Source organism: Streptomyces cahuitamycinicus (assembly GCF_002891435.1).
In the GTDB taxonomy this organism is placed as follows: Bacteria; Actinomycetota; Actinomycetes; order Streptomycetales; family Streptomycetaceae; genus Streptomyces; species Streptomyces cahuitamycinicus.
This window is the reverse complement of record NZ_POUC01000253.1, coordinates 1-11,832: the sequence shown is the minus strand read 5'-3', so window position 1 is coordinate 11,832 and position 11,832 is coordinate 1. Positions and strand designations below refer to the sequence as shown.

Here is an 11,832-nt window from a genome sequence, read left to right as displayed (position 1 = left end):
GCCCACCCCCAATCCACCGACCAGGACTACTACGTCTCCTGGAACAACAAGCAGGCCCGGGACTACACGACCGCACCTTGGGGCAACGGGTCCGTGCACCGCGGCAACCTCCTGGAGGACCGGGTGAAGAAGCTCGTCCAGCAGGGCGGGGTGACCCGGGCCGCCCTCGTGCGGGCCATGGCCGACGCGGGCCTCGCCGATCTGCGGGCGGAGGACGTCCTGCCCAAGCTGCTGAAGGTGGTGACCGGTGCACCGGTCACCGACCCCGCCGCCGCGGCCGCCGTGACCAAGCTCCGGACCTGGGTGGCCAACGGTGCCAAACGCACCGAGACCGCCGCCGGCTCCAAGAAGTACGCAGACGCCGACGCGATCCGCATCCTGGATGCCTGGTGGCCCCTGCTGGTCAAGGCCGAGTTCGAACCCGGCCTCGGCAGCGGGCTCTACGGGGCCATGACCGCCAACCTCCCCGTCGACGAGGCCCCGTCGGCCGGGCACGGCCCGACCGGGTCGCACGCGGGAAGCTCCTTCCAGTACGGCTGGTGGAGCTACGTCGACAAGGACATCCGCGCGGTCCTCGGGGAGCAGGTGAAGGGGCCGCTGGCCCGGACGTACTGCGGCGACGGCAACCTCGGCGCCTGCCGGGACACCCTCGTCAGCACCCTGAAGGCGGCGGCCGGCAGGACGGCGGCCCAGGTCTACCCCGGCGACGACGTCTGCGCGGCGGGCGACCAGTGGTGCGCCGACTCGATCAACCACCGCACCCTCGGCGGCATCAAGCACGGCAAGATCAGCTGGCAGAACCGGCCGACCTACCAGCAGGTCGTGGAGTTCACCTCACACCGGTGACGCCACGCCCGGCGGCGGGCCGGCGGACCCCGGCCCGCCGCCAGAACCAGCCGGGCCGGTTCCGCGTGCAGGGTGTCACCTGCGCACCTGGCGGCGGGTCGACGCCGAGCGGGCCCGCGCCGACCTGGCGCGGGCGGCCCGGCATCCGCAGTCCTCCATCAGCGGACCCGGCCCGCCGTCAGGACCAGGCGGGCCAGTTCCGCGTGCAGGATGTCGCTGTGCGCGCCGGCCGGCGGCCCGCCGCGTCTGACCACCGCCGCCGCGTCGACGTTCACGCAGCCCGACGCGGGCAGCTTCGCCGCCAGGGCCTCGGCGAGGGTGTACGCGCGCGTGCCCGGCACGGCCTGCACTCCGTCGTAACCCATCGCGCCCCACTTCGCGCCCAGGACCCGCCCCATGACCGGCTCCGCGGCCGACCGGCTGTCGCCCGTCATCCGCGAGGCCAGCGGATACATCGTGCCCAGGGCCGCGTCGTGCCGGGAGTGGCAGCACACCAGGGGGCCGTCGACGCGGTTCTGCTGTCCCTGGAGCACCCCTCCCGCCCGGGCGTCGTGCGGCAGCCGGGCCGCGAACGCGTAGTGCGAGAACGCGCCCTGGAGCAGCGTCACCGACTTCACCGTGCGCACGCCCTGGGGCAGGCCGCGCAGTGCGAACGACACCAGTCGCGCCCCGAAGCTGTGCCCGACCAGGTGCACCCGCACACCCGGCGCCGCCTTCGCGAGCTGCCCGACGACCCGGCCGAGCCCTCGCTCCCCGACGGTCCCCGCGCGCCGCTTCATCGCGTAGTAGGTGGCCTGCCGCAGCAGTTCGTGCGCACCGTCCCAGGGGTTGGGGAGCCTGAATTCCTGCTGGGCCCCGGGCGCCTCCAGCTCCGCCAGCGCCCGTGCGAACTCCTCGCAGGCCGCCGCCGACGACCCGGCGAACATCTCCGGCTCGCTCTGCGGCACGCCCTCCGCCAGCGTGTCCGCGGCGAACAGCGCCTGCGGCCCGGGCGCCACCACCTCCACCAGTGTCCGCACCAGCCGCCCGAACTCCTCCAGCTCCGCCTCCTCCGGCGGTTGCTGCTCCAGCAGCCGGGCGATCTGGTCGACCAGGATCGCCCGGCCCGGGAAGGCGTCCAGCAGGGCGTGACGGGTGTCCTTGTCCAGCTCCGGGCGCCTCGGCGGCCCGGCCGCCACGGCCCTGGGGAAGTCCGGGATCGGCTCGTCGGAGAACCGCATCGCCGGCCACAGCACGCCGACGTACCCGATCCGGGCCGCCGGGGCCAGCCGCGGCACGGGCGCGAAGAAGCGGTCGTAGAGGCGGGTCGCGCCCGAGCGGTCGGTGTTCCAGCCGTGCGCGAAGACGATGAGATCGCGCACGCCCCGCTCGGTCACCCCGGCGAGCAGCCGGTCGCGCCGGCGGCCCTCAGGGTCCCCGTCCGCGTCGAAGGCCACCTCCCAGTAGGGAGTCACGCTCATCGCCGGATCCGCCATGACAGGCCCCCTAGCCCCGGGTGACGCGCGCGTTGTGGGCGCATCGTCCTGCCAACGGGGGAGCTTGGCCATACGTCACGGGCGCATTCGGCTCAGCGATAGTGGAGGTACTTCCGCCGCATCCTCCGGAAAGCCGCCAGGTCCTCCTGCCACCCGGCCACCACCTCGTCGGTGTCCGCACCCGCGTCGATCATCGTGCGCACGCGCGCGGAACCGGTGAGCTTGTCGATCCAGTTGTCCGGGCGCCAGGCGAAACCGCTCCAGACCTGCTTGGCGGTGACGAGCAGGGCGATCCCCGTCCGTACGGGATCGAACGCGGCCCGGTCGTGCACATGGAGCTGCACACCGCCGACCGTCCGGCCCTGGAACTTGGAGAAGGTGGGCGCGAAGTACGCCTCCCTGAACCGCACCCCGGGCAGGGCGAGTTCGTTCGCGGCGGCCGCCCAGTGCCGGTCGACGCCCTCCGCGCCCAGCAGCTCGAACGGCCGGGTCGTGCCGCGCCCCTCCGACAGGTTCGTGCCCTCGAACAGGCACGTGCCCGAGTACACCAGGGCCGTCTCCGGCGTCGGCATGTTGGGGCTCGGCGGCACCCAGGGCAGTCCGGAGTGGTCGTAGAAGTCCGACCGTTTCCAGCCCGGCATCGTCACGGTCTCCAGCGGCACGGGCTCGGTCAGGAACTCGCCGTTGAACAGCCGCGCCAGCTCGGCGACGGTCATCCCGTGGGCCTGGGCGATGGGCTGCCGCCCGACGAACGTGGCGAACTCCTTGTGCAGGACCGGGCCGAGGGCCGCCCGGCCGGTCACCGGGTTCGGCCGGTCCAGCACGACGAACCGCTTGCCGGCGAGCCCGGCGGCCTCCATGCAGTCGTACAGCGTCCAGATGTACGTGTAGAAGCGGGCGCCGACGTCCTGGATGTCGAAGACGACCGTGTCGATGCCGGACGCGGTGAACACGTCGGCGAGCGGCCGGCCGCTCTTGAGATACGTGTCGTAGACGGGCAGGCCGGTCGCCGGGTCGTCGTAGCGGCCCTCGGAGCCGCCGGCCTGGGCGGTTCCGCGGAAGCCGTGTTCAGGGCCGAAGACGGCCCTGAGATCCACTCGGTTGTCGCCGTGCATGACGTCGACGATGTGCCGGACGTCGCGGGTGATGCCGGTCGGGTTGGTGACGATGCCGACCTTCTGGCCGTCGAGCAGGGTGTAGCCGTCTTGGGCGAGTCGTTCGAAGCCGGTGCGCGGGTGCCTGCGGCGCTGGGCGGCGGCCGCGGTGGAGGTGGCCGACACGGCTGCCGCCGTGGCGCTGGTGAGTACGGCTCGTCTGGAAGGGCGCATGCGGTGACCTCCTTGAGCGGGGACGGCCGGCATGGGCACGGTATGCGCTCCCGCGGGCCGTGGGGAGGCCGCCGGCCACCTGTGGCTTGTCGCGCCCACCCGGCGCAGCCGCATCGGGGTACAGCCCCGCGCCCCTTCGAGGGGCGTTGTCAGCCGGCCCCTTCCCTGGTACATACCGACCGGTTAGTCTGGCGCCACTGCAGAGCCGCGACTGAGGAGACCGATGGTGGGAGCCTTTCAAGGGGCCGGAGTCGTTGTCACGGGGGCCGGAGGCGGGATCGGGGCCGCGCTGGCCCGGCGCTTCGCCGCCGAGGGGGCCCGGGTCGTCGTCAACGACCTGGACGCCGGGCGGGCCAAGGGCGTCGCGGACGAGATCGACGGCATCGCCCTGCCCGGCGATGCCTCCGCGATCGTCGCCGAGGCCCGGGACGCACTCGACGGGACCGTCGACGTCTACTGCGCCAACGCCGGTGTCGCCTTCGAGGGCGGGACCGCCGGCGGGCCGCTGGACGAGACGGCCTGGGCCGCCTCCTGGGACGTGAACGTGATGGCCCACGTCCGGGCCGCCCACGCCCTGCTGCCCGCCTGGCTGGAGCGCGGCAGCGGGCGGTTCGTCTCCACCGTGTCCGCCGCCGGGCTGCTCACCATGATCGGGGCGGCGCCGTACGCCGTCACCAAGCACGGCGCGCTCGCCTTCGCCGAGTGGCTGTCGCTGACCTACCGGCACCGCGGCGTGAAGGTCCACGCCGTCTGCCCGCAGGGAGTGCGCACCGACATGCTGGCCGCCACCGGCAGCGCGGGCGACCTGGTGCTCCAGTCGACCGCCATCGAGCCGGAGGCCGTCGCGGACGCCCTGCTCCAGGGCATCGAGGAGGACCGGTTCCTGATCCTGCCGCACCCCGAGGTCGCCGCCTACCACCAGGCCCGGGCGGGTGACCCCGACCGGTGGCTGTCCGGCATGAACCGCATCCAGCAGCAGTGGGAGGAGAGCCGATGACCGTGTCCCGCTACGCGGCCAAGCCCTGGCTCGCCCTGCTCAGCGAGGTGCAGAAGGGCGCGATCAGGCCCGCGGGCTCCCTCGTGACCGCCCTGCGACGGGCCGTGGCCGAGACGCCCGACAGTGACTTCCTGGCCTACTTCGACGGCCGGCTGACCTACCGGGAGACCGACGAGCTCAGCGACTCCGTCGCCGGGCACCTCGCGGCGCGCGGACTCCGACGCGGCGACCGGGTCGCGGTGCTGCTGCAGAACTCCCCGCACTTCGTGCTCGCCCTGCTGGGCGCGTGGAAGGCGGGTGCGGTCGTCGTGCCCGTCAACCCCATGTACAAGTCGGGCGAGGTGTCCCATGTCCTGCGGGACGGCGAGGTCGCCGCGCTCATCTGCTCGGACCGGGCCTGGGAGTCGTATCTGCGCGAAACGGCGACGGACTCGCCCGTGCGGATCGTGCTCACCGGGTGCGAGCTGGACTTCCAGAGCCGCGGCGACGCGCGCGTACTCACCTTCGAGCGCCTGTCGCAGGCCCCGGACGCCGACGACCTGACAGCCGTCGCGCGGGCCGGGCACAAGGCGCCCGAGGACCGGGAGCCGGGCGCCTCCGACATCGCGCTGATCAGCTACACCTCCGGCACGAGCGGCACGCCCAAGGGCGCCACCAACACGCACGGCAACATCATGTACAACGCCGAGCGGCAGCGGACCGGGCTCGGTCTGCCCGAGCGGCCGGTGTACTTCGCGCTGGCGCCGCTGTTCCACATCACCGGCATGGTCTGCCAGCTCGGGGCCTGCCTGAACAGCGCGGGCACCCTCGTACTGGCCTACCGCTTCGAGTCGGGCGTCGTACTGGACGCGTTCGCCGAGCACCGCCCGCACTACACCGTCGGGCCCTCCACGGCCTTCATGGCGCTGGCCGCCCACCCCTCCGTCACCCCCGACCACTTCTCCTCCTTCCGGGTGATCTCCTCGGGCGGGGCCCCGCTGCCGCCCGCACTGGTGGAGAAGTTCCGGGCCGGCTTCGGGCCGTACATTCGCAACGGTTACGGCCTGACCGAGTGCACCGCACCCTGCGCCTCCGTGCCGCCCGGCCTGGAGGCGCCGGTCGACCCGGCGTCCGGGACCCTGGCCGTGGGGCTGCCCGGCCCCGACACGGTCGTCCGGATCATCGACGACGCCGGCGAAGAGGTGCCCTTCGGCGAGCAGGGCGAGATCGTCGTCGCCGGTCCGCAGGTCGTGCCCGGCTACTGGCGCCGCCCCGACGCCACCGCCGCCACGTTCCCCGGCGCCGAACTGCGCACCGGCGACATCGGCTTCATGGACGAGCAGGGCTGGCTCTACGTCGTCGACCGCAAGAAGGACATGATCAACGCGTCCGGCTTCAAGGTGTGGCCGCGCGAGGTCGAGGACGTCCTCTACACGCACCCGGCGGTACGCGAGGCCGCCGTCGTCGGGGTGCCCGACGGGTATCGCGGCGAGACGGTCAAGGCCTACATCAGTCTGCGTCCGGACGCCGACACGGACCCGGATGCACTCGCCGCCTACTGCAAGGAGAGACTGGCCGCCTACAAATACCCGCGCCAGGTGGAGATCCTGCCGGACTTGCCGAAGACGGCCAGTGGGAAGATCCTCCGTCGGGAGCTTCGTTCCCGTACGCAAGGCGACTGACAACAGAACGGAAAGGCAGGTGGCGGCAGTGCCCAGGACCACGGACTCGGACGGCACGCCCGTACCTCAGCGGCTCCTCGCCGCCGCCACCCGGCTCTTCGCCGAGCAGGGCTATGACCGCACCTCGGTGCAGGAGATCGTCGAGGCGGCCGGCGTCACCAAGGGAGCGCTGTACCACTATTTCGGTTCCAAGGACGACCTGCTGCACGAGGTGTACGCGCGCGTGCTGCGCATCCAGCAGGAGCGGCTGGACGCCGTGGCCGGTGCCGACGAGCCGGTCGAGAAGCGGCTGCGGCACGCCGCCGCGGACGTCGTGGTGACGACCATCGAGAACCTCGACGACGCCATGATCTTCTGGCGGTCGATGCACCATCTCAGCCCCGAGAAGGACAAGCAGGTCCGCGCCGAACGCCGCCGCTACCACGAACGCTTCCGCGCGCTCGTGGAGGAGGGCCAGGAGTCGGGCGTCTTCTCCCGGACGACCCCGGCGGACCTCGTGGTCGACTACCACTTCGGCTCGGTCCACCACCTGTCGACGTGGTACCGCCCCGACGGCCCCCTCACACCCCGGCAGGTCGCGGACCACCTGGCCGATCTGCTGCTGCGCGCCCTGCGCCCGTAGCGGCCGCCCCGGCGCCCTGGGGAGCCGTCAGGCGCTCGTGGGTTCCACATCCCGCCAACACCCCGGGGCGGCCGTCCTCGCCCGCCGGAAACGCACGGGCGGTGGAGGCGATGCCCCACCGCCCGCACCACGTCACAGGTAGCGCTTCAGCTCCCGCCGCGCCAGCGACCGCTGGTGCACCTCGTCCGGCCCGTCCGCGATCATCAGCGTCCGCGCCCCGGCGTACAGCTCCGCCAGCGGGAAGTCCTGGCTCATCCCGCCGGCGCCGTGCAGCTGGATCGCCCGGTCGAGGATGTCAACCACCGCCCGGGGCGTGGCGATCTTGATGGACTGGATCTCGGTGTGCGCGCCCCGGTTCCCCACCGTGTCCATCAGCCACGCGGTCTTCAGCACCAGCAGCCGCAGCTGCTCCACCGTCACCCGCGCGTCCGCGATCCAGTTGTGCACCACGCCCTGCTGTGCCAGCGACTTCCCGAACGCGGTCCGTGACACCGCCCGCCGGCACATCAGCTCGATGGCCCGCTCCGCCATGCCGATGAGCCGCATGCAGTGGTGGATCCGTCCGGGGCCGAGCCGCGCCTGCGCGATGGCGAAACCGCCACCCTCCTCACCGACCAGATTCGACACCGCCACGCGCGCGTGGTCGAAGGTCACCTCGGCGTGACCGCCGTGGTAGTGGTCCTCGTACCCGAACACCCGCATGGCCCGCTCGATGGTGACGCCCGGGGTGTCGCGCGGCACCAGCACCATCGACTGCTGGCGGCGGATGTCCTCCCCGTCCGGGTCGGTCTTGCCCATCACGATGAAGACCTTGCAGTCGGGGTGCATCGCCCCGGAGATGTACCACTTGCGGCCGGTGACGACGTACTCGTCGCCGTCCCGCTCGATGTGCGTGGTGATGTTGGTGGCGTCGGAGGAGGCCACATCAGGCTCGGTCATCGCGAAAGCCGAGCGGATCTCCCCGGCGAGCAGTGGCTCCAGCCACTGCTTCTGCTGCTGCTCGTCGCCGAACTGGGTGAGCACCTCCATGTTCCCGGTGTCGGGCGCCGCGCAGTTCGTCACCGTCGGCGCCAGCTGCGGGGAGCGGCCCATGATCTCGGCGAGCGGCGCGTACTGGAGGTTCGTCAGCCCGGCCCCGTACTCGGAGTCCGGCAGGAAGAGATTCCACAGGCCCTGCCTGCGGGCCTCGGCCTTGAGCTCCTCCACCACGGGCACGGTCTCCCACGGCGAGGCGAGCCGGGCGCGCTGCTCTTCCGCGACCGCCTCGGCCGGGTAGACGTACTCGTCCATGAAGGCGAGGAGTTTGGCGCGCAGCTCTTCGGTGCGCGCGTCGAAAGCGAAGTCCATGTGGATCAGCCCTCCTGGAGGCCTTCGTGGAGCGTGGTGAGTCCGTGCCGGACGAAGACGGGCACGAGGTCGCCGATGCGGTCGAAGCCGGGCCCGACCGTCTGGCCCAGCGTGTAGCGGTAATGGATGCCTTCGAGGATCACGGCGAGCTTGAACCAGGCGAACGCCGTGTACCAGGAGACCGCGGAGACGTCGCGCCCGGAGCGCGCGGCGTACCGCTCGATGAGTTCCGACGGCGCCGGATGCCCGGGGGCCTCGGCGGTCGTGGAGACGGGGGACTCGGGCATGCCGAGCGGCATGCTGTACATCACCAGCAGGCCGAGGTCGGTGAGCGGGTCGCCCAGCGTCGACATCTCCCAGTCGAGGATCGCCCGGATCGAGTCGTCCTCGCCGATCAGCACGTTGTCGAGCCGGTAGTCCCCGTGCACGACGGCCGGGGCGGGGGAGCGGGGCAGCTCGCGCCCGAGGGCCGCGTGCAGCTCGTCGATGCCGTCCAGGTCGCGGTTGCGGGAGGCGTCCAGCTGCTTGCCCCAGCGCCGCAGCTGCCGGTCCAGGAAGCCCTCGGGCCGGCCGAAGTCCGCGAGACCCACCTCGCCGGGGTCGACCGCGTGCAGCTCCACCAGCGTGTCGACGAGGTTCAGCACCGCGCCCCGGGTCCGCTCCGGACCGAGCGGGCCGAGCTGGTCGGCGGTGCGGTACGGGGTGCCGTCGACGAACTCCATGACGTAGAACGGCGAGCCGAGCACCTCCTCGTCCTCGCACAGCAGCACCGGCTCCGGGACCGGCACGGCGGTCGGGTGCAGCGCGCTGATCACCCGGTGCTCGCGCTTCATGTCGTGCGCGGTGGCCAGGACATGGCCGAGCGGGGGCCGGCGCACGACCCACCGGGAGGCGCCGTCGGAGACCGCGTAGGTGAGGTTCGACCGTCCGCCCTCGATCAGCCGGCCGGCCAGCGGGCCGTTCACCAGGCCGGGCCGCTCGCGGTCGAGCAGGCCGCGCAACCGGTCGAGATCCAGTCCGGGCGGATGGTCGGGGCTCATGCGTGGCTCCTACGGGCAGGCGGACAGTTCCCGACTCATGATGCCGACCGGTCGGTATGTCGTCCAGAGCGGGACCGAAACGTGATCGGAGCCACGATAGGCGGACGACGACCTCCACACGGCGCCGGGGGAGGCTTCGGCCGGTTCGTTCAAGCCATCCGGCTTGCGCGGCGCGTGGGGAGACTGGAAGGTCGGACCCATGAAGGCCATCAGCTACTCACGGTACGGCGGACCCGAGGTACTGGCGTTCGGGGAGGTCCGCGATCCGAAGGTCGGCCCGGACGCGGTGCTGGTGAAGGTGCGGGCGGCGGCCGTGAACCCCGTGGACTGGAAGGCCCGCGAGGGCTACCTCGACGGGATCCTCGCCCCCGTCTTCCCCGTGGTGCCCGGCTGGGACGTCTCGGGCGTCGTGGTGCGGCCCGGCGTTGCCGTCTCGGAGTTCGACGCCGGGGACGAGGTCATCGGGTACGTCCGCGAGGACTTCCTCTCCCGCGGCACCTTCGCCGAGTACGTGGCCGCACCCCTGCGCACCCTCGCGCGCAAGCCGCGCAACCTCTCCTTCGAGGAGGCGGCCGGGCTGCCGCTGGTCGGGCTCACCGCCTACCAGGTGCTGATCGAGGTGCTCCAGGTGAAGCGGGGCGAGACCGTCCTGGTGCACGCCGCGGCCGGGGGCGTCGGCTCGATCGCCGTGCAGCTCGGCGTCCACCTCGGTGCCCGGGTGATCGGTACGGCGAGCGAGTCCAACCACGACTTCGTGCGGGGCCTCGGCGGGGAGCCGGTGGTGTACGGCGAGGGCCTGGGCGAGCGGGTGCGCGGGCTGGCCCCGGAAGGCGTGGACGCCGTCTTCGACACCGTCGGCGGGGACGCGCTGAAGGTGTCGGCGAACCTGCTGGCCCCCGAGGGCCGCCTGGTGTCGATCGCCGACAACGACGTCGTGGCCTACGGCGGCCGCTATTACTTCGTCCGCCCCGACGCGCGGGACCTCCAGCGCCTGGCCGACCTGGCGGAGCAGGGCGTGGTGAGCGTGCACGTCGACGAGACGTTCCCGCTGGAGCGGGCGGCGGACGCGCACCGGCTGAACCAGGAGGGCCGCACCCGCGGCAAGATCGTCGTGACGGTGGACTGGGAGAGCGACGGCGAGTGAGGAGCGGGGCAGTACGGGCGCCCCCAGAACACGAGGAGCGGGGCACGGCACCCCTACAGCACGAGGGCGACCCCGCACACCGCCATCGCCACCGTGCACAGCACCGCGGCCGCCGCGTGCCGGGGCGCGAAAGCCACGGGGGCCGGGGTGGCCGCGAGGGTGCGGACGCGCCGGTGGGCGATGCTCAGGAAGCCCAGCCAGAGCACACAGCACAGCGCGCCCGTCGTGACCCCCGCCGCCGACGCCCCGCCGTGCAGCACGGTCTTCACCGCGAGTACGGCGACGACGCTGCCCGACAGTGTCGTACGCCGCCATGCGAGCCGGGTCCGCTCGGGCTGCAGCCCGGGGTCGCGGTCTGGGTCCTGCCGGCGGGCGGCCGGCGTGCTCACCCCTCCCACCTCACAAGCACCACCAGGACCATGGCGACCGCCACGACCGCGACGACGAGACTCAGCAGCGCCGGGAACCGGGACACCGGCAGGTCCTCGCCCCGGCGCATGGCCCGCTCGCAGCGCACCCAGTGGTTGACGGCCCGCAGCGAGCACAGCGCGCCCGCGGCCAGCAGCGCGAGCGCCAGCCCGACCCGCCAGGCCCAGCGCAGGTCCGGCAGGAACTGGTCCACGGCGAAGCCGCCGCCGATCAGCGCGAGCGCGGTGCGCAGCCAGGCCAGGAAGGTGCGTTCGTTGGCCAGCGAGAACCGGTAGTCGGGCGTCTCACCGTCCTTGCGGACCTCCGTCGGCACGAACCACAACCGGACGTTCCGTACGAACTCGATCACGTGCGCGACCCTACCTGGCGCTCCGTCCGGCTCCGTCCGAGCCGTCCGACCGGAACGCCTTGAGCCGCTCGTACGCCGCCAGCCCGTCCGGCACCCACACCCAGTCGGTCAGGCGTCGCTCGACCTCGGCCTCGGGCAGGAAGCCGTACCAGGCCACCTCCTCGGCCTGCGGCCGCACGGGCAGTTCGCAGCGCACCTCGTGGACCGCCGACCACCAGCTCTGGCCGGAGCCGTCGTCGTAGAGGAAGGTGAAGAGGTGCCGTGGCTGCGGCAGGCCGCTCACGCCCAGTTCCTCCTCGGCCTCGCGCAGGGCCGCCGTCCCGTAGGACTCGCCCGCGCCGACCACCCCGCCGACGAACATGTCGTAGAGGGAGGGAAAGACCAGCTTGGTGGCGGTGCGCCGGTGCACGAAGATGCGGCCCTCGGCGTCCCGGGCCTGGATGAACACGCAGCGGTGGCGCAGTCCCCGGGCGTAGACCTCGCCGCGGGGGGACTGCCCGATGACCTGGTCGTGCTCGTCCACGATGTCGAGGATCTCGTCGGCGGCGCTCATGCCCTCATCCAAGCAGGACGCGGGCGTCGGCGGGGTGGGGC

12 protein-coding genes are annotated in these 11,832 nt (G+C 72.5%); 5 read left to right on the top strand and 7 right to left on the bottom strand.

Going from position 1 to position 11,832, the window contains the following annotated elements; all coding sequences use genetic code 11:
* Positions 1–846: penicillin acylase family protein (locus tag C1J00_RS27910; RefSeq protein WP_146046269.1), on the top strand; the 846-nt coding region annotated here is incomplete at its 5' end.
* A 158-nt stretch (positions 847–1,004) separates the two neighbouring features.
* Here C1J00_RS27910 and C1J00_RS27905 read toward each other — a convergent pair.
* Positions 1,005–2,321 (bottom strand): serine-threonine protein kinase, encoded by a 1,317-nt coding sequence (locus tag C1J00_RS27905; protein WP_102911775.1) that lies wholly within the window; start codon positions 2,319–2,321, stop codon positions 1,005–1,007.
* Between the two features lie 92 nt (positions 2,322–2,413).
* A complete protein-coding gene (locus C1J00_RS27900) occupies positions 2,414–3,649 on the bottom strand; it encodes an exo-beta-N-acetylmuramidase NamZ family protein (RefSeq protein ID WP_102911774.1) in 1,236 nt (411 codons plus the stop codon).
* A 223-nt stretch (positions 3,650–3,872) separates the two neighbouring features.
* Between C1J00_RS27900 and C1J00_RS27895 the strand changes: the two genes are divergently transcribed.
* From C1J00_RS27895 to C1J00_RS27885, 3 genes are read left to right on the top strand one after another with little or no spacing between them, the layout of a single operon-like run.
* Positions 3,873–4,646: an SDR family oxidoreductase gene (locus C1J00_RS27895; RefSeq protein WP_102911773.1), complete on the top strand. Its 774-nt coding sequence runs from the start codon at positions 3,873–3,875 to the stop codon at positions 4,644–4,646.
* Positions 4,643–6,307, top strand: coding sequence for a class I adenylate-forming enzyme family protein (locus tag C1J00_RS27890; protein WP_102911772.1), 1,665 nt, complete (start codon positions 4,643–4,645; stop codon positions 6,305–6,307). Before C1J00_RS27895 ends, C1J00_RS27890 begins: the two co-directional genes overlap by 4 nt.
* Before the next feature lie 28 nt (positions 6,308–6,335).
* The gene (locus C1J00_RS27885; protein WP_102911776.1) at positions 6,336–6,929 is read left to right on the top strand and encodes a TetR/AcrR family transcriptional regulator; all 594 of its coding nucleotides are present in this window, start codon (positions 6,336–6,338) and stop codon (positions 6,927–6,929) included.
* Positions 6,930–7,061: 132 nt separating this feature from the next.
* Here the strand turns inward: C1J00_RS27885 and C1J00_RS27880 are convergent, their stop codons facing one another.
* Positions 7,062–8,276 (bottom strand): acyl-CoA dehydrogenase family protein, encoded by a 1,215-nt coding sequence (locus C1J00_RS27880; protein WP_102911771.1) that lies wholly within the window; start codon positions 8,274–8,276, stop codon positions 7,062–7,064.
* A 5-nt stretch (positions 8,277–8,281) separates the two neighbouring features.
* Positions 8,282–9,316 carry a phosphotransferase family protein gene (locus C1J00_RS27875; protein ID WP_102911770.1) on the bottom strand — a complete coding sequence of 345 codons (1,035 nt, stop codon included), beginning with the start codon at positions 9,314–9,316 and terminating at the stop codon, positions 8,282–8,284.
* A gap of 199 nt (positions 9,317–9,515) precedes the next feature.
* Between C1J00_RS27875 and C1J00_RS27870 the strand changes: the two genes are divergently transcribed.
* Positions 9,516–10,460 (top strand): NADP-dependent oxidoreductase, encoded by a 945-nt coding sequence (locus C1J00_RS27870; RefSeq protein WP_102911769.1) that lies wholly within the window; start codon positions 9,516–9,518, stop codon positions 10,458–10,460.
* A gap of 53 nt (positions 10,461–10,513) precedes the next feature.
* On the opposite strand, the gene C1J00_RS27865 is transcribed toward C1J00_RS27870, so the two are convergent.
* Genes C1J00_RS27865 through C1J00_RS27855 form a run of 3 tightly spaced genes read right to left on the bottom strand, consistent with a single transcriptional unit; the run spans position 10,514 to position 11,791 of the window.
* Positions 10,514–10,849, bottom strand: a complete 336-nt coding sequence (locus C1J00_RS27865) for a DUF202 domain-containing protein (RefSeq protein WP_102911768.1) — start codon at positions 10,847–10,849, stop codon at positions 10,514–10,516.
* A complete protein-coding gene (locus tag C1J00_RS27860; protein WP_102911767.1) occupies positions 10,846–11,238 on the bottom strand; it encodes a YidH family protein in 393 nt (130 codons plus the stop codon). Before C1J00_RS27860 ends, C1J00_RS27865 begins: the two co-directional genes overlap by 4 nt.
* A 10-nt stretch (positions 11,239–11,248) precedes the next feature.
* A complete protein-coding gene (locus C1J00_RS27855; protein WP_102911766.1) occupies positions 11,249–11,791 on the bottom strand; it encodes an NUDIX hydrolase in 543 nt (180 codons plus the stop codon).
* Between the last annotated feature and the right edge of the window lie 41 nt (positions 11,792–11,832).

What these genes read in the sequence shown, in the direction of transcription:
- C1J00_RS27900 (WP_102911774.1), bottom strand. Translation starts at nt 3,649, where the DNA reads ATGCGCCCTTCCAGACGAGCCGTACTCACCAGCGCCACGGCGGCAGCC.
- C1J00_RS27875 (WP_102911770.1), bottom strand. Translation starts at nt 9,316, where the DNA reads ATGAGCCCCGACCATCCGCCCGGACTGGATCTCGACCGGTTGCGCGGC.
- C1J00_RS27890 (WP_102911772.1), top strand. Translation starts at nt 4,643, where the DNA reads ATGACCGTGTCCCGCTACGCGGCCAAGCCCTGGCTCGCCCTGCTCAGC.
- C1J00_RS27905 (WP_102911775.1), bottom strand. Translation starts at nt 2,321, where the DNA reads ATGGCGGATCCGGCGATGAGCGTGACTCCCTACTGGGAGGTGGCCTTC.
- C1J00_RS27870 (WP_102911769.1), top strand. Translation starts at nt 9,516, where the DNA reads ATGAAGGCCATCAGCTACTCACGGTACGGCGGACCCGAGGTACTGGCG.
- C1J00_RS27855 (WP_102911766.1), bottom strand. Translation starts at nt 11,791, where the DNA reads ATGAGCGCCGCCGACGAGATCCTCGACATCGTGGACGAGCACGACCAG.
- C1J00_RS27880 (WP_102911771.1), bottom strand. Translation starts at nt 8,276, where the DNA reads ATGGACTTCGCTTTCGACGCGCGCACCGAAGAGCTGCGCGCCAAACTC.
- C1J00_RS27895 (WP_102911773.1), top strand. Translation starts at nt 3,873, where the DNA reads ATGGTGGGAGCCTTTCAAGGGGCCGGAGTCGTTGTCACGGGGGCCGGA.